Raw genomic sequence first — 23849 nt, 5'->3', positions numbered from 1 at the left:
GATTATTTACCACTAACCTGTTTCTGGTGCGCGTCGAGGAACTCTTTCATCTCTTTTGGTCCCTGATAGCCCGGAACGACGTACCCGTTGCTCAGGACAATCGCTGGCGTACCGCTCACGCCAAACTGCACGCCCAGCGCGTAGTGGTTAGCGATATCAATGTCGCAGGAGGCCGGCTTAACGCCTTTGCCGTTCATCGCGTCGTCAAACGCTTTGTTGCGGTCTTTTGCACACCAGATGGCCTTCATGTCCTGCTCCGGCTGGCTCTGCACGCCCGCGCGCGGGAAGGCCAGGTAACGCACGGTAATACCCAGCGCGTTGTAGTCTTTCATCTCTTCATGCAGCTTGTGGCAGTAGCCGCAGGTGATATCGGTGAAGACGGTAATAACGTGTTTTTCCTGCGCCGCCTTATAGACGATCATCTCTTTTTCGAGCGCGTTCAGGTTTTTCATCAGCAGCTGGTTGGTCACGTTGACCGGCTGCGCGCCGCTCACGTCGTACATCGGCCCCTGAATAATGTGTTTACCGTCTTCGGTGACGTACAGCACGCCGCTGTTGGTCAGTACCGTTTTCATCCCGGCGACCGGTGCTGGCTGAATATCGCTGCCGGTGACGCCAAGCTTAGCGAGCGACTGTTTGATAGCGGCGTCGTCAGCATGGGCGAAACCGGTGAAGGAGGCTGCCAGCAGGGTGAACAGCGCGAAACTCTTTTTCATAGTTGATCCTGTTACAATTCGTCGGCACTCACGCACGAGAGTGGTGCTGTTGGTGTAGCTGCCGCAGGCGTTCCGTCGCGACATGGGTGTAAATTTGCGTCGTGGAAAGATCGCTATGTCCCAGCAGCATCTGCACCACGCGTAAATCCGCGCCGTGGTTGAGCAGATGCGTCGCGAAGGCATGACGCAATACGTGCGGCGAAAGCTTTTCACTGTCGATACCGGCCAGTGTGGCGTAATGCTTAATGCGATGCCAGAACGTTTGCCGCGTCATCTGCTGCGCGCGCTGGCTCGGAAACAGAACGTCGATAGACGCGCCGTTGAGCAGCCACGGGCGACCGTGCTCCAGATACGTTTCCAGCCAGTAAACCGCCTCTTCGCCCAGCGGAACCAGCCTTTCCTTGTTTCCTTTACCGATGACGCGCACCACGCCCTGACGCAGGCTGATGTCGCTCATCGTCAGGCCAACCAGCTCCGAAACGCGCAGGCCAGTAGCATACAATAGCTCAAGCATGGCTTTATCGCGTAACTCCAGCGGCAGGTCAACAGCCGGTGACTGTAATAATCTCTCAACTTGTGCTTCGCTGAGATCTTTCGGCAGCCGCTGCGGGAGCTTAGGGGATGCCAGCAGCGCGCTGGGATCGTCTTCGCGGATCTTCTCACGGTAGAGATGCTGGAACAGCCGACGCATGGCGCTGAGCAAGCGTGCAGAGCTGGTGGCTTTGTATCCCCCTTCTACACGTTCACCGAGCAGCGCCTGCAGGTCGTCGCTTTGCGCGCTCGCCAGCGAGAGCTGCCGACGGGCCAGCCACTCCACCAGCATGGTAAGATCGCGCCGGTAGGCGCTGAGCGTATTCTCGGCCAGATTTTTTTCCAGCCACAGCGCGTCGAGAAACTGTTCAACGAGTGCGAGATCCTTTTCCACATCAGCCCCTTTGATTCTGCAGTCAGGCCATTATGCCTGATTGTGACCGGTTTCTGGTACACTACGCGCAAAGTCAAAGCATGAATTGAGATAGTTACGCGATGAATATTGGTCTGTTCTATGGTTCCAGCACCTGCTACACCGAAATGGCGGCAGAGAAAATTCGCGACATCATTGGCCCGGAACTGGTGACGTTGCATAACCTGAAAGATGACGCGGTCGCGCTGATGGAACAGTACGATGTACTGATCCTCGGCATCCCAACCTGGGATTTCGGTGAAATACAGGAAGACTGGGAAGCCATCTGGGATCAACTCGATTCAGTCAATCTCGACGGCAAGATCATTGCCATGTACGGCATGGGAGATCAGCTGGGTTACGGGGAATGGTTCCTGGACGCGCTCGGCATGCTGCACGACAAGCTGGCGCCGAAAGGGGTGTCGTTCATCGGCTACTGGCCAACCGAAGGTTACGAGTTCACCAGTAAAAAACCGATTACTGCCGACGGCGAGCTGTTTGTTGGGCTCGCGCTGGATGAAACCAACCAGTACGATCTTAGCGATGAACGTCTGCAAACCTGGTGCGAGCAGATTCTCGGCGAAATGGCAGAAAAGTTTAGCTAACGCGTATTACCCCTGCGTCGTCTGTTGCAATAGCATCCGGCGCAGGTCTCGCCACTCGGCAGCATCCATACTGTCAGCCGCCAGCCAAAGATGCTGGCAACGCCCGCCGTCCACCTTGCGTAGCCGTAACATCATGCCGCAGTTGAGCATCCAGGGCATACCGAGAATATCCCACTCTTTTCCCTGCCAGCGCAGGCGGGAATCCATCAGTAACTTGATCTCTCCCTGACGGGCATTAATGCGACGCTGGCTGCGTACGCTGTCAAAAACGACAAACGAAAGTAGCAGCAGCCACAGCGGCGTATAGCTCAGTGGCCACGGCATCAGTAACACAAAGGCCGCAACCAGGCCGTGGAGCAATAAAGACATCCACTGCGAGCGCCACGAGACGCGAAGATCAGATTGCCACAGGACCACGTTCCCGATTCCGTGTTTGAATTAATTGCACCATCCGTTGCAACTCGGTGTCGGCGGGTTTGCCGTGGTTCATCAGCCAGTTGAATAAATCCGGATCGTCAGACTCAAGCAGGCGAACAAACAGACGCTTATCGTCGTCGCTTAAGGTGTCATACTCATATTCGAAGAAAGGCATGATGGAAATATCAAGTTCACGCATGCCGCGACGGCACGCCCAGTGAATACGGGCCTTGTTGTTAATATCCATGTTCAGTTTCCTGCATTACGTTTGGCACAGTCGGTACCCCATTCGGTGTTCTTTATTTCTCTACGGGGACACCAGCTAGTGTAACGTGTTTTTGACCGTTTCATTACTGGAATATTGCGATCAACGAGCAGGCTTCCAGAATAATCCCTACAAAGACAGCGGATTACACTATTTTGCGTGGCGCTACGCAGAACCGGTTTATGGCACAAATGGCCTGTTGAAAGCGCTTGCATTGCCTGCAGGCTCTTTTACCATTAGGCATTATCAAAGCGTTAAGCAATTCAGGATATCGTTATGGCCTTTACACCATTTTCTCCTCGCCAGCCCGCCGCCTCTGCGCGTCTGCCGCTGACGCTTATTTCTCTTGATGACTGGGCGCTGGCAACGCTCACCGGTGCCGACGCCGAAAAATATCTGCAGGGCCAGGTGACCGCAGACGTCAGCCAGATGACCGAACACCAGCACCTGCTGGCCGCCCATTGCGACCCAAAAGGCAAAATGTGGAGCAACCTGCGTCTGTTCCGCCGTCAGGACGGCTTTGCCTTTATTGAGCGCCGCAGCCTGCGAGACGCCCAGCTCAAAGAGCTGAAAAAATACGCGGTCTTTTCCAAAGTCACCATTGCCGCAGACGACGAACATGTCCTGCTGGGTGTGGCCGGCTTCCAGGCGCGTGCGGCGCTGAAAAACCTGTTCAGCGAACTGCCGGATGCCGAAAAGCAGCTCGTCAGCGAAGGCGCCACCTCAATCCTGTGGTTTGAACACCCGGCGGAGCGTTTCCTGTTAGTCACGGATGCGGCAACTGCCGAACGCGTGACCGAAGCGCTGCGCGGCGAAGCGCAGCTCAACAACAGCCAGCAGTGGCTGGCGCTGAACATCGAAGCGGGTCTGCCGATCATTGACGCTGCAAACAGCGCGCAGTTTATTCCTCAGGCAACGAACCTGCAGGCGCTGGGCGGCATCAGCTTTAAAAAAGGCTGCTACACCGGCCAGGAGATGGTCGCACGAGCAAAATTCCGCGGGGCAAACAAACGCGCGTTATGGACACTTGCGGGCCATGCCAGCCGCGTACCTGAAGCAGGGGAAGATTTAGAGCTAAAGATGGGTGAAAACTGGCGCCGAACCGGCACCGTATTAGCCGCCGTACAGCTGGATGATGGACGTCTTTTGGTGCAGGCCGTTATGAACAACGACATGGAAGCTGACAGCGTGTTCCGCGTGCGTGACGATGTGAACACGCTGAGCATCGAGCCGCTGCCGTATTCTCTGGAAGAGTGATGCTGTATCGCCCGGTGGCGCTGCGCTTACCGGGCCTACTTATCCCGTAGGTCGGGTAAGGCGAAGCCGCCACCCGACGAAAAACTACACCTGCCCCACATACAAATAAATCGCCAAAAAGTGGCACACGCTGCCGCCCAGCACAAAGCCGTGCCAGATAGCATGGTTGTACGGAATGCGCTTGCAGACGTAAAAAATCACGCCGAGCGAATACACCACGCCGCCTAAGGCAAGCAGCGTTACGCCCCCTATCGACAGTTTGATTGCCAGCTGGTACACCACGATCAGCGACAGCCAGCCCATGGTCAGATAGGTAACCAGCGACAGCACCTTAAACCGGTGCGCGATGGTGAGCTTAAACAGGATCCCGAGCAGCGCCAGGCTCCAGATAACGATCATCAGCCCGCGCGACAGCGGTGAGTTGAGCCCCACCAGCAGAAACGGCGTGTAGGTACCTGCAATGAGAAGATAGATAGCGCAGTGGTCAAATTTCTTGAGCCACATCTTGGCCCGCTGATGCGGGATCGCGTGATACAGCGTCGAGGCCAGAAACAGCAGGATCATGCTCCCGCCATAGAGGCTGTAGCTGGTAATCGCCATCGCGCTGGCATCGGCGTCTACCGCCTGCACCAGCAATAACACTAAACCGACAATCCCAAACACCAGGCCAATGCCGTGGCTGATGCTGTTGGCTATTTCCTCAGCCAGCGAATATCCCTGTGCGATTAATGGTCTGCTCACCATACAAAACTCCGGGAAAACAAAAGATGATTATTCATCGCATCACTATGCTAACTGAGAATGATTCCAGTGAACACCTGTTAGCTAAAATAATTTCACATCAAAATTTATGACTATAAATCATAGGCATAAATAAATTTTTCACCTAACATTTGTTCACATTAAAATTTAACCATTAAGAATCAAGAGCATAAAAATGGATCCTGCCGTCTGGCCGCATGTTATGATGGATACATGAGGTCTGAATAAGAGTTATGCCACTGTGAGTATGTTCACCCAATCCGCCATTGCCAGTCTCAATAATCTGGAGATGATGGTCTACAACTATGTCATTAAAAACCGTGACAAAGTCATGTACATGACCATCCGCGAGCTGGCGGATGCGGCGGGTGTCTCGACGACCACCATCCTGCGCTTTTGCCGCAAGCTTAACTGCGAAGGCTACTCGGAGTTTCGCGTGCGCTTTAAGCTCTATCTCGAGCAGAATGAACCCCAGCAGGCGAACTTTGGCGCCAGCGAAATTATCAGCTTCTTTAAAAGCGTAAATAATGAAGAGTTCGACGCGTTGTTAGATAGTGCGGTCGATATTATTTTATCGTCGGAACGCATTATATTTGTCGGCGCAGGAACGTCAGGCTCGCTGGCAAAATATGGCGCACGTTTCTTTTCTAATATCGGAAAATTCAGTAACCATATTGATGACCCTTATTTCCCGGTCACCAATGACATGGCGAAAAATGCGCTGGCGATTGTGCTCTCCGTCTCGGGTGAGACCGAGGAAATCCTGCGCTTCGCCAGCCAGTTTAGCCTGCATCACTGCAAGGTGCTCTCCATTACCAGCCACGAGCACTCGCGTCTCGCAAAACTGGCGGACTTTAATCTCTCCTGGCACGTTCCCCAGACGCGTATTGCAGGCGTCTACGATATCACCACGCAAATTCCCGTCATCTATATTCTGGAATCTCTCGGCCGTAAGCTGGCGAAGAAACTTGCAGAATAAAACATCCTGTTTTTTTGATGTGACAAATCACATTATGCCCAATTTGTTATATCGTGACATTTAATTTCGCTTTGCTAGACTCGATGCCAATAAGCCATTTATTGAGAATAGCAGCGATGAAAAAATTGACCTTACCAAAAGATTTTTTATGGGGTGGCGCGGTTGCCGCTCACCAGGTTGAAGGCGGCTGGAACAAAGGCGGCAAAGGGCCAAGCATTTGCGACGTATTGACGGGCGGCGCACACGGCGTGCCGCGCGAAATCACGCAGGACGTGGTGCCGGGAAAATACTATCCCAACCATGAGGCGATTGATTTCCACGGCCATTACAAAGAAGACATCAAGCTGTTTGCCGAGATGGGCTTCAAGTGTTTCCGCACCTCGATTGCCTGGACGCGTATCTTCCCGAACGGTGACGAAACGCAGCCAAACGAAGAAGGGCTGAAGTTTTACGACGACATGTTCGATGAGCTGCTGAAATACAACATCGAACCGGTGATCACCCTCTCCCACTTCGAAATGCCGCTGAACCTGGTGAAGGAGTACGGCAGCTGGACCAACCGTAAAGTGGTCGATTTCTTTGTACGCTTCGCGGAAGTGGTCTTCGAGCGCTACAAAAACAAGGTCAAATACTGGATGACCTTCAACGAAATCAACAACCAGCGTAACTGGCGCGCCCCGCTCTTCGGCTACTGCTGCTCGGGCGTGGTCTATACGGAACATGAAAATCCGGAAGAGACCATGTACCAGGTCCTGCATCATCAGTTTGTGGCCAGCGCCCTGGCGGTGAAGGCCGCGCGCCGCATCAACCCGGAGATGAAAGTCGGCTGCATGCTGGCGATGGTGGCGCTCTATCCGTTCTCCTGCAAACCGGAAGACGTGATGTTCGCCCAGGAATCGATGCGCGAGCGCTACGTCTTTACCGACGTCCAGCTGCGCGGCTACTACCCGTCCTACGTGCTGAACGAATGGGAGCGTCGTGGCTTCTCCATCAAAATGGAAGCGGGTGACGAGCAGATCCTGCGCGAAGGCACCTGCGACTACCTGGGCTTCAGCTACTACATGACCAACGCGGTGAAGGCGGAAGGCGGCACCGGCGATGCCATTTCCGGTTTCGAAGGCAGCGTGCCGAACCCGCACGTGAAGGCGTCCGACTGGGGCTGGCAGATTGACCCGGTGGGCCTGCGCTATTCCCTGTGCGAACTGTACGAGCGTTACCAGAAGCCGCTGTTTATCGTTGAAAACGGCTTCGGTGCCTACGACAAGGTGGAAGAAGACGGCAGCATCAACGATGACTATCGCATCGACTACCTGCGTGCCCACGTGGAGGAGATGATCAAAGCCGTCACCCACGATGGCGTCGATCTGATGGGCTATACGCCATGGGGCTGTATCGACTGCGTGTCGTTCACCACCGGCCAGTACAGCAAGCGCTACGGCTTTATCTACGTGAACAAGCACGACGACGGCACGGGCGACATGTCGCGTTCCCGCAAGAAGAGCTTCGAGTGGTATAAAGGCGTGATTGCCAGCAACGGCGAGGCGCTGTGATTTTTTGCCCGGTGGCACTGCGCTTACCGGGCCTACACGAATAGGAGGCCGGGCCGCCACCCGGCTTATTTCCCGCCCGCTAACTCAATAAAACTCCCCGTCACGTACGACGCCTTTTCGCTCAGCAGCCAGACAATCGCCTGGGCGACCTCTTCCGGCTGGCCGCCGCGCTGCATCGGCAGTAACGCTTTCACGCGGTCCACTCGCCCCGGTTCTCCGCCCGAAGCATGAATATCGGTATAGATCAGGCCCGGACGGACGCAGTTGACGCGAATGCCCTGCGCCGCCACCTCCAGCGACAGCCCCGTTGTCAGCGAATCCACCGCCCCCTTGGACGCGGCGTAATCCACATATTCACCCGGTGCGCCCAGGCGGGACGCCGCGGAAGAGACATTCACTATCGCCCCGCCCTTGCCGCCATGTTTGAAGGACATGCGTTTTACCGCTTCCCGGCAGCAGAGGAAGTAGCCCGTAACGTTGGTCGCCAGGACGCGGTTAATACGCTCGGCGGAGAGATTCTCGATGGTGGATTGCTCAAACAGAATCCCCGCATTATTGACCAGCGCGGTCAGCGGCTCGCCTTCACGATCGAGGCTTTCAAACATCGCCAGCACCTGAGCTTCATCACTGATGTCTGCCCGAACGGCAAAGGCTTTACCGCCCGCCTCAACAATCTGGTTGATCACATCCGTTGCGGCCTTAATGTTGTGATGATAGTTCACCGCCACGGTGTAGCCTTCGCGGGCCAGCTGCAGCGCAGTGGCCTTCCCAATGCCCCGGCTGGCGCCGGTCACAAGTGCAATGCCCATTTTCTTCTCCCAATAAAAAAGCCGGGTGGCGGCTTCGCCTTACCCGGCCTACGTTACTACATCAGCAATGTTACTGGTATTCGCTCATCGGCACGCAGGAGCAGAACAGGTTACGGTCGCCGTAGACATCATCAAGACGCTTCACGGTCGGCCAGTATTTGTTCGCCACGCCTGCCGGGAAGACGGCCAGCTCGCGGGAATAGCCGTGGTTCCACTCGGCCACCAGCTCGTGCTGGGTGTGCGGAGCGTTGACCAGCGGGTTATCTTCCAGCGTCCACTCGCCGTCCTGCACGCGGTCAATTTCCATGCGGATGGCCAGCATCGCGTCGATAAAGCGGTCAAGCTCGGCTTTACTTTCGGACTCCGTTGGCTCCACCATCAGCGTGCCCGCAACCGGGAACGACATAGTAGGCGCGTGGAAGCCGTAGTCAATCAGGCGTTTGGCAATATCCAGCTCGCTAATGCCGGTCTGCTCTTTCAGCGGACGAATATCGAGGATGCACTCGTGCGCCACGCGACCGTCGCGGCCGGTGTAGAGCACCGGGTAGGCAGACTTCAGGCGCGTCGCAATGTAGTTGGCGTTCAGAATGGCCACCTGGCTCGCCTGCTTCAGCCCTTCCGCGCCCATCATGCGGATGTACATCCAGCTGATTGGCAGGATAGAGGCGCTGCCGAACGGTGCCGCAGAGACCGCGCCCTGACGGGTCAGCATGCCTTCGATCTGCACCACGCTGTGGCCTGGGACAAACGGTGCCAGGTGCGCCTTCACGCCGATTGGGCCCATGCCCGGGCCGCCACCGCCGTGCGGGATGCAGAAGGTTTTGTGCAGGTTAAGGTGCGACACGTCCGCGCCGATAAAGCCCGGAGAGGTAATGCCCACCTGCGCGTTCATGTTCGCGCCGTCGAGGTATACCTGACCGCCGAACTGGTGCACCACTTCGCACACTTCACGGATGGTCTCTTCGTACACGCCGTGGGTGGACGGATAGGTCACCATGATGCAGGAGAGCTTGTCGCCCGCCTGTTCGGCTTTCGCGCGCAGGTCAGCCAGGTCGATGTTGCCGTTCTTATCGCACGCGACCACCACGACTTCCATGCCCGCCATCTGGGCTGAAGCCGGGTTGGTGCCGTGGGCGGAGCTTGGGATCAGGCAGATATCGCGATGGCCTTCGTTACGGCTTTCGTGATAGTGACGGATTGCCAGCAGGCCGGCATATTCACCCTGCGCGCCGGAGTTCGGCTGCATGCAGAGCGCGTCGTAACCGGTCAGCTTCACCAGCCAGTCGGAAAGCTGGTTAATCATCACGTGATAACCTTCCGCCTGCTCCGGCGGGCAGAACGGGTGCAGCTCGGAGAATTCAGGCCAGGTGATCGGGATCATCTCTGCTGCAGCATTCAGCTTCATGGTGCAGGACCCCAGCGGGATCATCGCCTGGTTCAGCGCCAGATCCTTGCGCTCCAGAGAGTGCATGTAACGCATCATCTCGGTCTCGCTGTGGTAGCGATTGAAGACCGGGTGCGTCAGGATGGCGTCGTTACGCAGCATGCTGTCCTGAATGGAGCGGCTGTCGAGCGCAACTTCTTTGTCGAGCGCGTCAATATCCAGACCGTGCGCGTCACCCAGCAGCACGCTGAACAGGTTCAGGATATCGTCGCGGGTGGTGCTTTCATCCAGCGTAATGCCGACGGCGTTGTGGATGTCGCTGCGCAGGTTGATCTTTGCCGCGTCCGCGCGTGCCAGCACGGCGGCTTTGTCCGCCACGTCCACGCACAGGGTATCGAAGTAGTGGGCATGGCGCAGCTTAAGACCTTTTTGCTGCAGGCCGCAGGCCAGGATATCGGCCAGGCGGTGAATGCGGCTGGCAATGCGTTTCAGGCCTGCCGGGCCGTGGAACACGGCGTACAGGCTGGCGATGTTAGCCAGCAGCACCTGTGAGGTACAGATGTTGGAGTTCGCTTTCTCGCGGCGGATATGCTGCTCGCGGGTCTGCATCGCCATGCGCAGCGCGGTATTACCAGCAGCGTCTTTGGAGACGCCGATAATACGGCCAGGCATGGAACGTTTGAATTCATCTTTCGCGCCGAAGAACGCCGCGTGCGGGCCGCCGTAGCCCATCGGTACGCCGAAGCGCTGTGCTGAGCCGAATACGATATCCGCGCCCTGTTTGCCCGGGGCCGTCAGCAGCACCAGCGCCATAAAATCGGCGGCAACGCTGACAACAACCTTGCGGGATTTCAGCTCGGCAATCAGCGCGCCGTAGTCGTGCACTTCGCCGGTGGTGCCCACCTGCTGCAGCAGCACGCCGAAGACGTCCTGGTGATCCAGCACTTTGTCAGCGTCATCGACGATCACGTCAAAGCCGAAGGTTTCCGCACGGGTGCGCACCACGTCCAGCGTCTGCGGATGTACGTCAGCCGCCACGAAGAAGCGGTTGGCATTTTTCAGCTTGCTCACGCGCTTCGCCATCGCCATCGCTTCGGCGGCGGCGGTCGCTTCATCGAGCAGAGACGCGGAGGCGATATCCATACCGGTCAGATCCAGCGTTACCTGCTGGAAGTTCAGCAGCGCTTCCAGGCGACCCTGGGACACTTCTGGCTGATAAGGCGTATAAGCGGTATACCAGCCCGGGTTTTCCAGCATGTTGCGCAGGATCACCGGCGGCAACTGCACGTTGGTGTAGCCCATGCCAATGTAAGACTTATAGCGCTTGTTCAGGCCGGCGATAGCCTTCAGCTCCGCCAGCGCGGCGAACTCCGTGGTGGCTTCCCCCACCTGAGGCGGCGTGGCTAGCTGGATGTCTTTTGGCACAATCTGGCCGATCAGTGCGTTTAATGAATCCGCGCCAACCGTCTTCAGCATCTCCTGCTGTTGCTGAGCATCCGGCCCAATGTGACGTTCAATGAAGGCGCCACGGTTTTCAAGCTGGCTTAAAGTCTGTGTCATGAGCGATGGTTCCTGAAACGTGCAGTGAATCGTAGTTATCTGTAACGCTGTTGCCCGGTGGCGCTAACGCTTACCGGGCCTACGTTGATCTCCAGGCCGGATAAGCGCAGCGCCATCCGGCACAACGTTATTCGTCTTCCAGTAGTGCTTCGTACGCGGTCGCATCCAGCAGCGCGGCAACCTGGGATTCGTCGCTGGCTTTGAGCTTGAAGATCCAGCCGCCTTCATAAGGCTCGCTGTTGACCAGCTCCGGGGAGTCGCTCAGCGCGTCGTTGACCGCAACAATCTCACCGCTTACCGGTGCGTAGATGTCTGATGCCGCTTTTACGGACTCCGCCACGGCGCAGTCGTCGCCTGCGCTCACGGTCGTGCCCACGTCAGGCAGGTCAACAAACACCATGTCGCCCAGCAGCTCCTGCGCGTGCTCGGTGATCCCGACGGTGTAAGTGCCGTCCGCCTCTTTACGCAGCCACTCATGTTCTTTGCTGTATTTCAGTTCTGCTGGCACATTGCTCATTGAAGTTCTCCTGATAAAAATAGTTAGGCGACCGGCTTACCGGCGCGAACAAAAATCGGTTTGGTCACGTTGACCGGCATTTCGCGGTTGCGGATTTGCACCACCGCCGTTTCGCCAATGCCTGCCGGCACGCGTGCCAGTGCAATACTGTAGCCCAGCGTCGGTGAGAAGGTTCCGCTGGTGATCACGCCTTCGCGAGGATTGCCGTCAGTATCGGTAAAACGTACAGGCAGCTCGCCGCGCAGTACGCCTTTTTCCTTCATCACCAGGCCAACCAGCTGTTCAGTGCCCTTCTCGCGCTGCATCTCCAGCGCTTCACGGCCAATAAAGTCACGGTCAGCCGGTTCCCACGCGATGGTCCAGCCCATGTTGGCGGCCAGCGGAGAGACGCCTTCGTCCATCTCCTGACCGTAGAGGTTCATGCCCGCTTCCAGACGCAGCGTATCGCGCGCGCCCAGGCCCGCAGGCTTCACGCCCGCCTCCACCAGCGCACGCCAGAAATCAGCGGCCTTTTCGTTCGGCATCGCAATTTCGTAGCCCGCTTCACCGGTGTAGCCGGTGGTGGCGATAAACAGATCCCCCGCCTGCACGCCGAAGAACGGCTTCATGCCTTCGGTGGCTTTACGTTGCTCATCGTTGAACAGAGACGCGGCTTTCGCCTGCGCGTTAGGCCCCTGCACGGCGATCAGCGACAGGTCATCACGGACGGTGATGTCGATGGCATACGGTTCGGCGTGTTGGGTGATCCAGGAGAGGTCTTTTTCGCGGGTGGCGGAGTTTACAACGAGGCGGAAGAAATCTTCGGTGAAGTAGTAGACGATAAGGTCATCAATCACGCCGCCCGAGGCATTCAGCATGCCGGTATAGAGCGCTTTACCCGGCGTCTTCAGTTTGGCAACGTCGTTTGCCAGCAGATAACGCAAAAACTCCCGGGTGCGGCTACCGCGCAGATCGACAATCGTCATGTGGGACACGTCGAACATACCGGCATCGGTGCGCACCGCGTGGTGCTCATCAATCTGCGAGCCGTAGTGCAGCGGCATCATCCAGCCGTGGAAGTCCACCATGCGGGCGCCGCATAACACGTGTTGTTCGTACAAAGGAGTCTGTTGAGCCATCTTGTCCTCGTTGAAAAATTCACCGTGAAACCCGGTATCGGCCCCGCGTTCGGGCACCGACGCAAACGTTCTCTTTTACCTGAACTTACCACCGAAAACGGCGGTTAACCATAAGGCAAAACAGGTCATCACATTAGCTTATGACCAAAAAACGCTGAAAAGCCTACAGAGTTATCCACTGGAAAAATGCGATTAACCCCGCACAAAATTAACAATGATCTAACAGGATTTAGCACATGGTGATATTTCGTGCGGAAAAACGGGCCGAATTTCTGTAACGAGAAAAACACGACATTATATTATCTAATGCGAAAAATGACGTGAAATTAGAATATTTCAAACGAGGGAATTTCCCCGGCGCAGAGGCCGGGAAAATAAAGTGTGACGGGGGTCTAAATTAGCGTAGCCAGTCCGGCAGGTCGTTCAGACCCATCGCCTGACGAAGGAGTTGGGGTTTAACACCCGGAAGGGTGTCAGCAAGCTTGAGGCCAATGTCGCGCAGCAGTTTTTTCGCCGGATTGGCACCCGCAAACAGCTCGCGGAAGCCCTGCATGCCCGCCAGCATCATCGCCGCGCTGTGCTTGCGGCTGCGCTCGTAGCGACGCAGGTAGAGATGCTGGCCGATATCTTTGCCTTCACGATGCAGGCGACGCAGCTCTTCTACCAGCTCCGCCGCGTCCATAAAGCCAAGGTTAACGCCCTGCCCGGCCAGCGGATGGATGGTATGCGCCGCATCGCCCACCAGCGCCAGACGGTGCGCCGCAAACTGGCGCGCGTAGCGGCCGGTTAACGGGAATACCTGACGCTCGCTTTCAAGCGTGCACAGGCCAAGGCGGTTATCAAAGGCCACGCACAGCGCCTGGTTAAAGGCCTCCGGCGTCGCCTCATGCATCTGCTGGGCTTTTTCCGGCACCAGGGACCAGACAATTGAGCACAGGTGCGGATCGGCAAGCGGCAGGAACGCCAGTATGCCATCGTTGTGGAAAATCTGGCGCGCGACGCCGCCGTGCGGCTCTTCGGTACGGATCGTCGCGACCAGAGCATGATGGCGGTAATCCCAGTACGTCAGCGGGATATCGGCTTTATTACGCAGCCAGGAGTTGGCACCGTCAGCACCGACCACCAGACGCGCGGTCAGCATGTCGCCATTCTGCAGGGTGATAAACGCCTCGTTTTCGCCCCACGCCACCTGCTGGATCTGCGCAGGCGCAATCAGCGTCACGTCGCTGCACTGCTGTGCTTTCTGCCAGAGCGCGTGGTGGATCACCGCGTTTTCAACGATGTGCCCCAGATGGCTATAGCCCATGCTTTCATCATCAAAAGCAATATGACCAAAGCTGTCTTTATCCCACACTTCCATGCCGTGATAGCAGCTGGCGCGGTGCGCCACAATATCTGCCCAGACGCCAAGGTGCGTCAGCAGCTTTTCGCTGGCCGCATTGATCGCCGAGACGCGGAGTTCCGGCGGCGCATCCGGTGCAACGGGCTGAGGCTGCTTTTGCTCCAGCACCGCCACGCGCAGGCCGCTGCCCTGTAATCCGCAGGCCAATGCCAGTCCAACCATTCCGCCGCCAACGATGGCGACATCAACATTTTGCACGGTGATAACTCCTTAACGCGCGACCCAACCCAGGGTCCGCTGCGCCAGCACGTCGCGTGCCGGAATGAATAGTTCCATCGCCATCAGTCCAAGGTTGCGACCCGCAACCAGCGGTGCCCAACGATTGGCAAAAAGATGGACCAGACCATCGGTCACACCGATGGTGGCCTCTTTATCCGCCTGTCGGCGCTTCTGGTAATGACTCAGCACCGAATAGGCCCCACAGTCTTTTTGCTCGCCCCACGCCTGCGCCAGAGATTCGGCCAGGCTCATGACATCGCGTAAGCCAAGGTTGAAACCTTGCCCCGCGATGGGGTGCAGCGTCTGCGCAGCGTTACCGACAAGCGCCAGACGATGGGAGACAGACTGAGACGCCGTGGTCAGCGAAAGCGGGTAGACCGTCCGCTTGCCGGCATGGGTAATACGCCCCAGCCGCCAGCCAAAGGCTTTCTGCAGCTCGGTACAAAAACGTTCGTCGGACCAGGCCTTAACCTCTTCCGCCTTATCCTGCGGGTGACACCAGACCAGGGAACAGCGCCCGTCCGACATCGGCAGCATCGCCAGCGGGCCATGCTGCGTAAAGCGCTCAAAGGCCCTGCCGTTGTGTTCAGCTGCGGTAGAGACGTTCGCAATGACCGCCACCTGCCCGTAAGGCTGCTGGCGCCACTCCACGCCACACTGGGTGCCGAGCGACGAGCGCGAACCGTCCGCAGCGACCAGAAGCTGGCCTTCAAGGACGGTACCGCTTTCCAGGGTCACGCTGACCGACGCGTCACTCCGACTCACGCTGGCCACGCGCGCGGGACAATGCAGCGTAACGCCCGGCGCGTCCTGGAGCAGGCGGAACAGACGTAATCCGACGTCGTGCAGCTCAACAACCTGACCCAGGGCATCAATCCGGTAATCCTGCGCGTCCAGCGTGACAAAGCCTGCATGGCCGCGATCGCTGACGTGAACGGTCCCGATCGCCGTAGCACGGTCGGCAATCGCCTGCCAGATCCCAATGCGGGAAAGCTGCTGGCAGGTGCCCTGCGCCAGCGCAATGGCGCGAGCATCAAAACCGGGGTGGTTCGACGCCTCTGGCGCAACGGCTTCTACCAGGTGCACCGGAAGCTGGCCCTGCGTCATATGCGAAATGGCCAGCGCCAGCGTGGCCCCGGTCATGCCGCCGCCCACGATAATCACGCTCATGCGCGCGCCGCTGCCATCAGCGCCTCGATATCGTCAGCGTTTTTCACGACGCTGGCGGTCAGGTTTTCGTTACCGGTTTCGGTGATCACGATGTCGTCTTCAATACGAATGCCAATCCCGCGGTATTCTTCTGGCACGTCGGCATCCGGCGCGATGTAGAGACCCGGCTCCACGGTTAACACCATGCCCGGCTCCAGCACGCGCGAACGGTCGGTGCCGTATGCGCCAACGTCATGCACGTCCAGCCCCAGCCAGTGGCTCAGGCCGTGCATGAAATACGGTCGGTGCGCATTTTCAGCAATCAGGGTGTCGACATCCCCTTTCAGGATCCCGAGCCTGACCAGACCGGTAATCATGATGCGCACCACTTCGCCGGTCACTTCCTGCATGGAAGTCCCCGGACGATACAGTTTGAGCGCTGTCTCAAGGGATTCGAGAACAATGTCGTAAATCGCGCGCTGTGCCGGCGAGAATTTACCGTTCACCGGGAAGGTACGGGTGATGTCCCCCGCATAGCCCTGATATTCGCAACCGGCGTCAATCAGCACCAGATCGCCGTCGCGCAGCGCACTTTCGTTTTCGGTGTAGTGCAGAATGCAGCCGTTTTCCCCGCCGCCGACAATGGTGTTGTAGGAGGGATAGCGCGCGCCGTGGCGGTTAAATTCGTGGTGAATTTCGCCTTCCAGCTGGTATTCGAACATCCCGGGACGGCATTTCTCCATGGCGCGGGTGTGTGCCAGCGCGCTGATTTCGCCCGCGCGGCGCATCACATTTAGCTCTTCCTCAGACTTGAACAGGCGCATCTCATGCACCACCGGACGCCAGTCCGTCAGCGTGGCCGGTGCGGACAGGTTCTGGCGCGAGCCTTTGCGCAGCTTATCCAGCGCGGTGAAGACAATCTCATCGGCGTAGGCATATTCGCCCTGCGCGTGATAGAGCACGTCGAGGCCGTTAAGCAGCTGGTAGAGCTGCTGGTTGATTTCGCTAAACGCCAGCGCACGGTCAACGCCCAGCTTCGCCGGCGCGGCCTCCTGGCCCAGGCGGCGGCCAAACCAGATTTCGGCCGTCAGGTCGCGCACGCGGTTGAATATCACGCTGTGGTTGTGGGTGTCATTGCTTTTAATCAGCACCAGTACCGCTTCCGGCTCGTTAAAGCCGGTGAAGTACCAGAAATCGCTGCTCTGGCGATAGGGATATTCGCTGTCAGCGCTGCGCGTCACTTCAGGCGCAGCAAAAATTAGCGCGGCGCTGCCCGGCTGCATTTTCGCCAGCAGCGCCTGACGGCGGCGCGAATACTCTTGACTCGAGATAACCATGACACCCTCCTGTGCGTTATTTTTCTTAATGTAAGGTTGGCTTACGAACTTCCGGTGCGGTCGGCTGTGAGCGCGTAAAGTTGTCGTGGCACAGCAGTGCCGCCACGCGCACGTACTCGATGATCTCTTCGAGAGACATTTCCAGCTCTTCCTGGTCTTCGTCTTCATCGTAGCCAAGCTGGGCAATGTTGCGCAGGTCGTCGATCGCTTCACCCGCTTCGCCGGTCACTTTATCCAGTTTAGGCTGCGTGACGCCCAGCCCCAGCAGATAGTGGTTTACCCAGCCGGCCAGCGCATCGGCGCGATCGAACACGCTGACGTCGTCGCCGTCAGGCAGATAAAGCTGAAAAAGGAAGCCATCGTCTTCCAGCGAATCGCTGATGGCGGCGTGCATTTTACGCAGCGCTTCCGCCAGCTCGTGACCAAACGCCAGCCCTTCATTCGTGAGGTCGTGGATCAGCGGCTGCCAGGAGCTGTCGCTGTTTCCGCCGCACAGCATGCCACTGATCAGACCGTGCATTTCGGCAGGGGTTAAACCGACTCCCTGCTGGTTCAGTAACTGGTATAAATCCTTGTAACCAGGCATTTCGTTCTGTATAGACATGCGCATTCGTCATCATTGGGGGGAAGTTTCATGATATGCTACCACTTTGGACCCTGGTGATACCAGAAAAGGGCTTGTATCTTCACATCAGGGTAGCTATAGTGTCGCCCCTTCGCAGCCCCCGGGGCCGTAAGCGAAGGCAGCGCAGTCAATCAGCAGGAAGGTGGCATGTCTGCACAACCCGTCGATCTCCAGATTTTTGGCCGTTCACTGCGAGTGAATTGTCCGCCTGAACAAAGGGATGCTTTGAATCAGGCTGCGGACGATTTGAATCAGCGGTTGCAAGATCTAAAAGAACGCACTAGAGTCACAAATACTGAGCAGCTGGTTTTCATCGCCGCGTTGAACATCAGCTATGAACTGACTCAGGAAAAAGCGAAGACCCGCGACTACGCGGCAAGCATGGAGCAGCGCATTAAAATGCTCCAGCAGACCATAGAACAGGCATTGCTTGATCAAGGTCGCAATCCCGAAAGACCGGGACCCAAGTTTGAATAACACTTCTCAGTTGACTATGGTAGAGTAACTGTGAAGACAAAATTTCTCTGAGATGTTCGCAAGCGGGCCAGTCCCCTGAGCCGATATTTCATACCACAAGAATGTGGCGCTCCATGGTTGGTGAGCATGCTCGGTCCGTCCGAGAAGCCTTAAAACTATGACGACACATTCACCTTGAACCAAGGGTTCAAGGGTTACAGCCTGCGGCGGCATCTCGGAGATTCCCTCTCTTTTCTTCTACCGACTACCATGACTCAATTCCCTGAAGTTTCAGCTTCACGCCAGGACATTCGTCAGCTCATTCGTCAACGCCGTCGTGCGTTAACCCCAGAACAGCAAGCGCATTTTGCCCAGCAGGCCGCCGCCCGTATGATGGCGTATCCCCCTGTCGTGATGGCGCGCACGGTTGCCCTGTTTCTGTCGTTTGACGGCGAACTGGACACCCAACCGCTGATAGAGCAGCTCTGGCGCGCCGGGAAGAAAGTATACCTGCCGGTGCTGCACCCGTTCAGCGAAGGCAATCTGCTTTTTTTGCACTATCACCCGCACAGCGAGCTGGTGGTGAATCGTCTGAAAATCACCGAGCCGAAACTCGACGTGCGCGACGTGCTGCCGCTGTCACAGCTGGATGTGCTGATTACGCCGCTGGTGGCGTTTGATGAGCAGGGACAGCGCCTGGGAATGGGCGGTGGTTTTTACGACAGAACGCTACAAAACTGGCAGCAGTATGGGTTGCAGCCGGTAGGCTACGCGCATGATTGCCAGGGCGTGGAGGCGTTGCCGGTGGAGAAATGGGATGTGCCGTTGCCGGCGGTAGTGACGCCCAGCAAAATCTGGGTCTGGTAGGATAAAGCCGGGTGGCGGCTGCGCCTTACCCGGCCTACATAAATCCTCAAACATTGTAGGTCGGGTAAGCGTCAGCGCCCCCCGACACCACAGACCGCACCATCAGTAAAGCAGACGCGCGCGAATCGTCCCCGGAATGGCCTTCATGCTCAGCAGCGCTTTCTCGGCCACATCGTCATCCGCTTCGATATCAATGACCACATAGCCCATCTGCGAGTTGGTCTGCAGATACTGCGCGGCAATGTTGACGCCCTGCTCGGCAAAGATCTGGTTGATCGCGGTGAGCACGCCTGGACGGTTTTCGTGGATATGCAGCAGACGACGACCGCCGTGCAGCGGCAGAGACACTTCCGGGAAGTTCACCGCAGAGAGCGTAGAACCGTTGTCGGAGTATTTGCTCAGCTTACCTGCCACTTCCAGACCGATATTCTCCTGCGCTTCCTGCGTAGACCCGCCGATGTGCGGCGTCAGGATCACGTTGTCGAACTCGCACAGCGGAGAGGTGAACGGATCGCTGTTGGTGGCAGGCTCCGTTGGGAAAACGTCGATGGCCGCCCCTGCCAGATGCTTACGCTTCAGCGCATCGCACAGCGCAGGGATATCGACCACCGTGCCACGCGCGGCGTTAATCAGCAGTGAGCCCGGCTTCATCAGCGCCAGCTCTTCTGCGCCCATCATGTTTTTGGTGGAGGCATTTTCCGGCACGTGCAGGCTTACCACGTCACTCATGTTCAGCAGGTCAGACAGGTGTTGAACCTGGGTGGCATTGCCTAAAGGCAGCTTGCTTTCGATATCGTAAAAATAGACATGCATACCGAGAGATTCCGCCAGAATCCCCAGCTGGGTACCGATGTGGCCATAGCCGATGATACCCAGTTTTTTCCCACGGGCTTCGTAGGAGCCCGCAGCCAGTTTGTTCCAGACGCCGCGGTGTGCTTTGGCGTTAGCCTCCGGAATGCCGCGCAGGAGCAGCAGCAGTTCGCCAATCACCAGCTCCGCCACGGAACGGGTGTTAGAGAACGGGGCGTTGAAGACAGGAATACCGCGTTTCGCAGCAGCATTCAGGTCAACCTGGTTGGTACCGATGCAGAAGCAGCCGATAGCCACCAGCTTTTCCGCCGCGGCAATCACATCTTCAGTCAGGTGAGTACGGGATCGCAGGCCAATGAAGTGGGCATCACGGATGGACGCTTTCAGCTCTTCGGTATCGAGCGCGCCTTTGTGAAATTCGATGTTGGTGTAACCTGCCGCACGAAGGCTATCGATTGCTTTTTGATGCACGCCCTCGACCAGCAGGAATTTAATCTTGTCTTTCTCCAGTGATACCTTTGCCATTTACCCGACCCTGTTTTTGTCTGAACTGATGTTGTGCTGGATATAAATCCGCTGTAGCCAACATATCAAAAAAAACTATTGCAGCAATATGAACGTTTGCGTCGGCACGCTGAAGGAAAGTCATACAGCGCAAAATGGCAGAGGAAAATGCTATGGAAATTTACAAACGCGGAAGGATCGGCAAAAGAGCCATAAAAACGTGACACAAGTCACCGAATTTAGCGTTTCAAAAATTTTTTAGCGGGGGGAGGACTCCCCCCGTCAGATCATTTTACGATGGTTTTCACGCCCTCAGCGGTGCCGATCAGCGCCACATCCGCGCCACGGTTGGCGAATAGCCCTACGGTCACTACGCCTGGAATGCCGTTGATGGCGTTTTCCAGCGCAATCGCGTCAAGAATTTCCAGACCGTGAACGTCGAGGATTACGTTGCCGTTGTCGGTCACTACGCCCTGACGATATTCCGGACGACCGCCCAGCTTGACCAGCTGACGGGCAACCGCGCTGCGGGCCATCGGGATCACTTCAACCGGCAGCGGGAAATTACCCAGAATGTCCACCTGCTTGGAGGCGTCGGCGATGCAGATAAACTTGTCCGCAACGGAGGCGATGATTTTTTCGCGCGTCAGCGCCGCGCCGCCGCCTTTGATCATCTGCATGTGGCCGTTGATTTCATCCGCGCCATCAACGTAAATCCCCAGACGATCCACTTCGTTAAGATCGAAAACGGTAATGCCGAGGCTTTTCAGCTTTTCCGTGGAAGCATCAGAGCTGGAAACCGCGCCCTCGATCTGCCCCTTCATCGTGCCCAGCGCATCGATAAAGTGTGCCGCGGTTGATCCCGTACCGACACCGACAATGGTACCCGGCTGTACGTACTGGAGAGCGGCCCATCCTACTGCTTTTTTCAGTTCATCCTGCGTCATGATCGTTTTGCCTGTGGTGTGAAAACTCAGGGCGCATTATAGAACACGTCGAATGGAATTCGTCTGCCACAAAGGGAAAATTGTGTCATAGTGCAGAATAAGCAAAATTAAGGAGCCAGCCAGAGCAATGAAACGTCCGGACTACAGAACACTACAGGCACTTGATGCAGTTATTCGTGAACGAGGCTTTGAGCGCGCGGCGCAAAAGCTTTGCATCACGCAGTCCGCCGTCTCTCAGCGTATCAAACAGCTTGAAAACATGTTCGGCCAGCCGCTGCTGGTGCGTACCGTGCCGCCACGTCCAACAGAGCAAGGGCAAAAGCTCCTCGCTCTGCTGCGTCAGGTTGAACTGCTGGAAGACGAGTGGCTGGGTGACGAACAAACGGGCTCTACGCCGCTGCTGCTCTCTCTGGCGGTCAACGCCGACAGTCTGGCAACCTGGCTGCTGCCGGCCCTGGCGCCGGTCCTCGCGGACTCCCCTATCCGCCTGAATTTGCAGGTTGAAGACGAAACCCGCACCCAGGAGCGCCTGCGTCGCGGTGAAGTGGTTGGAGCGGTCAGTATTCAGCCTCAGGCGCTGCCAAGCTGCCTTGTCGATCAGTTAGGCGCCCTGGACTACCTGTTTGTGGGTTCAAAAGCCTTTGCGGAACGCTACTTCCCCAACGGCGTCACCCGCGCGGCGCTGCTGAAAGCCCCTGCCGTGGCCTTCGACCATCTGGACGATATGCATCAGGCGTTCCTGCAGCAAAACTTCGACCTGCCGCCGGGCAGCGTGCCGTGCCATATCGTGAACTCGTCAGAAGCCTTCGTGCAACTTGCGCGCCAGGGCACCACCTGCTGCATGATCCCGCACCTGCAGATTGAGAAAGAGTTGAAAAGCGGTGAGCTGATTGACTTAACGCCGGGGCTGTATCAGCGTCGGATGCTCTACTGGCACCGTTTTGCGCCGGAAAGCCGCATGATGCGCAACGTCACTGACGCGCTGCTGGCGTACGGGCATAAGGTATTGAGACAGGATTAAAAAGAAAAGCCGGGTGGCGGCCACGCCTTACCCGGCCTACAGATTACTGAGCCGGTTTCGGCTGTGCTGCAACAGGTTCAAGCTGGAACACCACATCCACCTGATCGTCGAACTGGATTGTCGGCTGCTCGTAAGTTTCCTGAGCGGATACCGGCGCTGCGTCAGCCTTCATCATACGAACCATTGGGCTTGGCTGGTAGTTAGAGACGTGGTAACGCACGCTGTAAACCGGACCGAGCTTGCTCTTAAAGCCAGAAGCCAACTGTTCCGCCTGGTGAATGGCATCATCGATCGCCGCTTTACGCGCTTCGTCTTTGTACTTCTCCGGTTGCGCAACGCCCAGCGACACGGAACGGATCTCGTTCAGGCCCGCCTTCAGCGCACCGTCCAGCAGCGAGTTAAGCTTATCCAGCTGACGCACGGTCACTTCAACGGTACGCACCGCACGGTAGCCTTTCAGGATGCTTTTGCCATTCTGGTAGTCGTAATCGGGTTGAGTACGCAGGTTCGCAGAGTTGATATCTTTTTTACCGACACCGTTCTGCTCGAGGAAAGAGAGGTATTGCGCAACGCGATCGTCAGCCTGCTTCTTGGCCGTCGCTGCATCTTTCGCCGCCACATTCACCTCAATTGCCAGGGTTGCAACATCGGGTACCGCGTCCACGCTTGCGGTGCCTGACGTGACGATGTGCGGGCCATCCGGCAATTCGCTTGCCTGCACCGACACCGCACCGAAACTCACTAATGCCGCCAGGGCCATCACTTTAAACTTCACTGTCATTCCTCCATGTTGCGAAGAGTGCCCCAATAACAGGGCGCATGCCAGCAAGCTTAGCGGGTCTTATTCAGTTGTCCATAAGACAAGGATTAGTTGAACAATTCCTGGACATGATGAATCCCCTCTTTCGCCAGCTGGAAAGCGATAAACCACATCACCAGGCCGACCAGGGTATTAATGATGCGCTGGGCTTTAGCCGTACGCAGGCGGGGTGCCAGCCATGCCGCCAGAATGGCGAGACCGAAGAACCACAGGAAAGAGGCGCTGACCGTACCGAGCGCAAACCAGCGTTTCGGCTCAACGTCCAGTTGACCGCCCAGGCTGCCCAGCACGACGAAGGTGTCGAGATACACATGCGGGTTAAGCCAGGTCACCGCCAGCATGGTGACGATAATCTTCCAGCGCCCCTGCTTCATGACCTCCGCGCTCGCCAGTTCGAGGTTGCTGCTCATTGCCGTTTTCAGCGCGCCGAATCCGTACCAGAGCAGAAACGCCACGCCGCCCCAGGTGACCAGCGCCAGCAGCCACGGAGACTGCATCAGCAGCGCGCTGCCGCCAAAAATCCCGGCACAGATCAGCAGCAAATCGCTTACCGCGCACAGCAGGGCAATCATCAGATGGTACTGGCGGCGGATGCCCTGATTCATCACGAACGCATTTTGCGGGCCGAGGGGAAGGATCATGGCTGCACCTAAGGCAAGCCCTTGAAAATAATAAGATAGCATGATGATTTTCTCGCAGTGTTGTTCTGGAAGCTGACTATACTGCGCGAACTACATTAGATGAAATGGATAATATTAATTGGGTATTAGCGGAGCTTATGAAGGTAAAGCCCGGTGGCGCTAGCGCTTA

The 23849-nt window shown here is 57.1% G+C and carries 24 protein-coding genes and 1 other RNA gene; 8 read left to right on the top strand and 17 right to left on the bottom strand.

Annotated features, from left to right (window positions below):
• Positions 1-2 precede the first annotated feature (2 nt).
• Positions 3-716, bottom strand: coding sequence for a bifunctional protein-disulfide isomerase/oxidoreductase DsbC (dsbC, locus tag ACOTXF_RS05095; protein ID WP_008499708.1), 714 nt, complete (start codon positions 714-716; stop codon positions 3-5).
• A 28-nt stretch (positions 717-744) separates the two neighbouring features.
• Positions 745-1641 carry a site-specific tyrosine recombinase XerD gene (gene xerD / locus ACOTXF_RS05090; protein WP_232927159.1) on the bottom strand — a complete coding sequence of 299 codons (897 nt, stop codon included), beginning with the start codon at positions 1639-1641 and terminating at the stop codon, positions 745-747.
• A gap of 101 nt (positions 1642-1742) precedes the next feature.
• On the opposite strand from xerD, the gene fldB reads away from it, so the two are divergent.
• Entirely contained in the window at positions 1743-2264 is a 522-nt protein-coding gene (gene fldB, locus ACOTXF_RS05085) for a flavodoxin FldB (protein ID WP_232927156.1), read from the top strand.
• 6 nt (positions 2265-2270) lie between these two features.
• Here fldB and ACOTXF_RS05080 read toward each other — a convergent pair whose 3' ends face one another.
• Together ACOTXF_RS05080 and sdhE are read right to left on the bottom strand one after the other, a co-directional pair.
• Positions 2271-2681 carry a protein YgfX gene (locus ACOTXF_RS05080; protein ID WP_021242050.1) on the bottom strand — a complete coding sequence of 137 codons (411 nt, stop codon included), beginning with the start codon at positions 2679-2681 and terminating at the stop codon, positions 2271-2273.
• Positions 2662-2928 (bottom strand): FAD assembly factor SdhE, encoded by a 267-nt coding sequence (gene sdhE, locus ACOTXF_RS05075; RefSeq protein WP_006178375.1) that lies wholly within the window; start codon positions 2926-2928, stop codon positions 2662-2664. The genes ACOTXF_RS05080 and sdhE overlap by 20 nt, the downstream gene beginning before the upstream one ends.
• A 294-nt stretch (positions 2929-3222) precedes the next feature.
• Here sdhE and ygfZ point away from each other — a divergent pair, with 294 nt between their 5' ends.
• The gene (gene ygfZ / locus ACOTXF_RS05070; protein ID WP_008499712.1) at positions 3223-4203 is read left to right on the top strand and encodes a tRNA-modifying protein YgfZ; all 981 of its coding nucleotides are present in this window, start codon (positions 3223-3225) and stop codon (positions 4201-4203) included.
• Positions 4204-4287: 84 nt separating this feature from the next.
• Here the strand turns inward: ygfZ and trhA are convergent, their stop codons facing one another.
• Positions 4288-4947 carry a PAQR family membrane homeostasis protein TrhA gene (gene trhA / locus ACOTXF_RS05065; protein ID WP_008499713.1) on the bottom strand — a complete coding sequence of 220 codons (660 nt, stop codon included), beginning with the start codon at positions 4945-4947 and terminating at the stop codon, positions 4288-4290.
• Between the two features lie 265 nt (positions 4948-5212).
• Here trhA and ACOTXF_RS05060 point away from each other — a divergent pair, with 265 nt between their 5' ends.
• Positions 5213-5944, top strand: coding sequence for a MurR/RpiR family transcriptional regulator (locus ACOTXF_RS05060; RefSeq protein WP_232927153.1), 732 nt, complete (start codon positions 5213-5215; stop codon positions 5942-5944).
• A gap of 116 nt (positions 5945-6060) precedes the next feature.
• Positions 6061-7494: a 6-phospho-beta-glucosidase gene (locus ACOTXF_RS05055; RefSeq protein ID WP_234115160.1), complete on the top strand. Its 1434-nt coding sequence runs from the start codon at positions 6061-6063 to the stop codon at positions 7492-7494.
• A gap of 65 nt (positions 7495-7559) precedes the next feature.
• Here ACOTXF_RS05055 and ACOTXF_RS05050 read toward each other — a convergent pair whose 3' ends face one another.
• The 8 genes from ACOTXF_RS05050 to ACOTXF_RS05015 all read right to left on the bottom strand — a co-directional run bounded on the left by ACOTXF_RS05050 (position 7560) and on the right by ACOTXF_RS05015 (position 17593).
• Positions 7560-8303, bottom strand: coding sequence for an SDR family oxidoreductase (locus ACOTXF_RS05050; protein ID WP_032675464.1), 744 nt, complete (start codon positions 8301-8303; stop codon positions 7560-7562).
• Between the two features lie 70 nt (positions 8304-8373).
• Positions 8374-11247: an aminomethyl-transferring glycine dehydrogenase gene (gene gcvP, locus ACOTXF_RS05045; RefSeq protein WP_069598760.1), complete on the bottom strand. Its 2874-nt coding sequence runs from the start codon at positions 11245-11247 to the stop codon at positions 8374-8376.
• A 127-nt stretch (positions 11248-11374) separates the two neighbouring features.
• Positions 11375-11764: a glycine cleavage system protein GcvH gene (gcvH, locus tag ACOTXF_RS05040; RefSeq protein WP_048963292.1), complete on the bottom strand. Its 390-nt coding sequence runs from the start codon at positions 11762-11764 to the stop codon at positions 11375-11377.
• A gap of 23 nt (positions 11765-11787) precedes the next feature.
• Entirely contained in the window at positions 11788-12882 is a 1095-nt protein-coding gene (gene gcvT / locus ACOTXF_RS05035; protein ID WP_048963301.1) for a glycine cleavage system aminomethyltransferase GcvT, read from the bottom strand.
• Positions 12883-13279: 397 nt separating this feature from the next.
• Positions 13280-14482: an FAD-dependent 2-octaprenylphenol hydroxylase gene (gene ubiI, locus ACOTXF_RS05030; RefSeq protein ID WP_232927147.1), complete on the bottom strand. Its 1203-nt coding sequence runs from the start codon at positions 14480-14482 to the stop codon at positions 13280-13282.
• 12 nt (positions 14483-14494) lie between these two features.
• Positions 14495-15673, bottom strand: coding sequence for a 2-octaprenyl-6-methoxyphenyl hydroxylase (ubiH, locus tag ACOTXF_RS05025; RefSeq protein WP_048963291.1), 1179 nt, complete (start codon positions 15671-15673; stop codon positions 14495-14497).
• Positions 15670-16983, bottom strand: coding sequence for a Xaa-Pro aminopeptidase (pepP, locus tag ACOTXF_RS05020; RefSeq protein WP_086538466.1), 1314 nt, complete (start codon positions 16981-16983; stop codon positions 15670-15672). The genes ubiH and pepP overlap by 4 nt, the downstream gene beginning before the upstream one ends.
• A 31-nt stretch (positions 16984-17014) precedes the next feature.
• Positions 17015-17593 carry a YecA family protein gene (locus ACOTXF_RS05015; RefSeq protein ID WP_074172861.1) on the bottom strand — a complete coding sequence of 193 codons (579 nt, stop codon included), beginning with the start codon at positions 17591-17593 and terminating at the stop codon, positions 17015-17017.
• A gap of 168 nt (positions 17594-17761) precedes the next feature.
• Between ACOTXF_RS05015 and zapA the strand changes: the two genes are divergently transcribed.
• The 3 genes from zapA (at position 17762) to ACOTXF_RS05000 (ending at position 18937) form a co-directional block, all read left to right on the top strand.
• The gene (zapA, locus tag ACOTXF_RS05010; protein ID WP_006811891.1) at positions 17762-18091 is read left to right on the top strand and encodes a cell division protein ZapA; all 330 of its coding nucleotides are present in this window, start codon (positions 17762-17764) and stop codon (positions 18089-18091) included.
• Between the two features lie 41 nt (positions 18092-18132).
• Positions 18133-18316: non-coding RNA, 6S RNA (gene ssrS, locus ACOTXF_RS05005), on the top strand.
• A gap of 24 nt (positions 18317-18340) precedes the next feature.
• Entirely contained in the window at positions 18341-18937 is a 597-nt protein-coding gene (locus ACOTXF_RS05000) for a 5-formyltetrahydrofolate cyclo-ligase (protein WP_025912458.1), read from the top strand.
• Between the two features lie 102 nt (positions 18938-19039).
• On the opposite strand, the gene serA is transcribed toward ACOTXF_RS05000, so the two are convergent.
• Positions 19040-20272: a phosphoglycerate dehydrogenase gene (gene serA, locus ACOTXF_RS04995; protein ID WP_021242062.1), complete on the bottom strand. Its 1233-nt coding sequence runs from the start codon at positions 20270-20272 to the stop codon at positions 19040-19042.
• A 266-nt stretch (positions 20273-20538) separates the two neighbouring features.
• Entirely contained in the window at positions 20539-21198 is a 660-nt protein-coding gene (gene rpiA, locus ACOTXF_RS04990; RefSeq protein ID WP_045351717.1) for a ribose-5-phosphate isomerase RpiA, read from the bottom strand.
• 127 nt (positions 21199-21325) lie between these two features.
• On the opposite strand from rpiA, the gene argP reads away from it, so the two are divergent.
• Positions 21326-22219: a DNA-binding transcriptional regulator ArgP gene (gene argP / locus ACOTXF_RS04985; RefSeq protein WP_008499727.1), complete on the top strand. Its 894-nt coding sequence runs from the start codon at positions 21326-21328 to the stop codon at positions 22217-22219.
• Positions 22220-22262: 43 nt separating this feature from the next.
• Here argP and ACOTXF_RS04980 read toward each other — a convergent pair whose 3' ends face one another.
• Both ACOTXF_RS04980 and argO read right to left on the bottom strand, forming a co-directional pair.
• Entirely contained in the window at positions 22263-22994 is a 732-nt protein-coding gene (locus ACOTXF_RS04980) for an oxidative stress defense protein (protein ID WP_008499728.1), read from the bottom strand.
• A gap of 92 nt (positions 22995-23086) precedes the next feature.
• On the bottom strand, positions 23087-23722 hold the full coding sequence (gene argO, locus ACOTXF_RS04975) for an arginine exporter ArgO (protein WP_021242063.1): 636 nt from the start codon (positions 23720-23722) through the stop codon (positions 23087-23089).
• Between the last annotated feature and the right edge of the window lie 127 nt (positions 23723-23849).

Origin of the sequence: Enterobacter cloacae complex sp. IR53041 (assembly GCF_049238285.1) — a bacterium.
GTDB classification, from domain to species: domain Bacteria; phylum Pseudomonadota; class Gammaproteobacteria; order Enterobacterales; family Enterobacteriaceae; genus Enterobacter; species Enterobacter roggenkampii.
Note: the sequence above shows the minus strand (reverse complement) of the source record. Positions and strands in the feature narration are given on the sequence as shown.

Coding starts and splice junctions, on each gene's coding strand:
- ACOTXF_RS05055 (WP_234115160.1), top strand. CDS start 6,061: ATGAAAAAATTGACCTTACCAAAAGATTTTTTATGGGGTGGCGCGGTT.
- dsbC (WP_008499708.1), bottom strand. CDS start 716: ATGAAAAAGAGTTTCGCGCTGTTCACCCTGCTGGCAGCCTCCTTCACC.
- ACOTXF_RS05000 (WP_025912458.1), top strand. CDS start 18,341: ATGACTCAATTCCCTGAAGTTTCAGCTTCACGCCAGGACATTCGTCAG.
- argO (WP_021242063.1), bottom strand. CDS start 23,722: ATGCTATCTTATTATTTTCAAGGGCTTGCCTTAGGTGCAGCCATGATC.
- sdhE (WP_006178375.1), bottom strand. CDS start 2,928: ATGGATATTAACAACAAGGCCCGTATTCACTGGGCGTGCCGTCGCGGC.
- serA (WP_021242062.1), bottom strand. CDS start 20,272: ATGGCAAAGGTATCACTGGAGAAAGACAAGATTAAATTCCTGCTGGTC.
- argP (WP_008499727.1), top strand. CDS start 21,326: ATGAAACGTCCGGACTACAGAACACTACAGGCACTTGATGCAGTTATT.
- ygfZ (WP_008499712.1), top strand. CDS start 3,223: ATGGCCTTTACACCATTTTCTCCTCGCCAGCCCGCCGCCTCTGCGCGT.
- gcvP (WP_069598760.1), bottom strand. CDS start 11,247: ATGACACAGACTTTAAGCCAGCTTGAAAACCGTGGCGCCTTCATTGAA.
- fldB (WP_232927156.1), top strand. CDS start 1,743: ATGAATATTGGTCTGTTCTATGGTTCCAGCACCTGCTACACCGAAATG.
- ACOTXF_RS05060 (WP_232927153.1), top strand. CDS start 5,213: ATGTTCACCCAATCCGCCATTGCCAGTCTCAATAATCTGGAGATGATG.
- rpiA (WP_045351717.1), bottom strand. CDS start 21,198: ATGACGCAGGATGAACTGAAAAAAGCAGTAGGATGGGCCGCTCTCCAG.
- ACOTXF_RS05050 (WP_032675464.1), bottom strand. CDS start 8,303: ATGGGCATTGCACTTGTGACCGGCGCCAGCCGGGGCATTGGGAAGGCC.
- zapA (WP_006811891.1), top strand. CDS start 17,762: ATGTCTGCACAACCCGTCGATCTCCAGATTTTTGGCCGTTCACTGCGA.
- gcvH (WP_048963292.1), bottom strand. CDS start 11,764: ATGAGCAATGTGCCAGCAGAACTGAAATACAGCAAAGAACATGAGTGG.
- ACOTXF_RS05015 (WP_074172861.1), bottom strand. CDS start 17,593: ATGTCTATACAGAACGAAATGCCTGGTTACAAGGATTTATACCAGTTA.
- trhA (WP_008499713.1), bottom strand. CDS start 4,947: ATGGTGAGCAGACCATTAATCGCACAGGGATATTCGCTGGCTGAGGAA.
- gcvT (WP_048963301.1), bottom strand. CDS start 12,882: ATGGCTCAACAGACTCCTTTGTACGAACAACACGTGTTATGCGGCGCC.
- ubiH (WP_048963291.1), bottom strand. CDS start 15,673: ATGAGCGTGATTATCGTGGGCGGCGGCATGACCGGGGCCACGCTGGCG.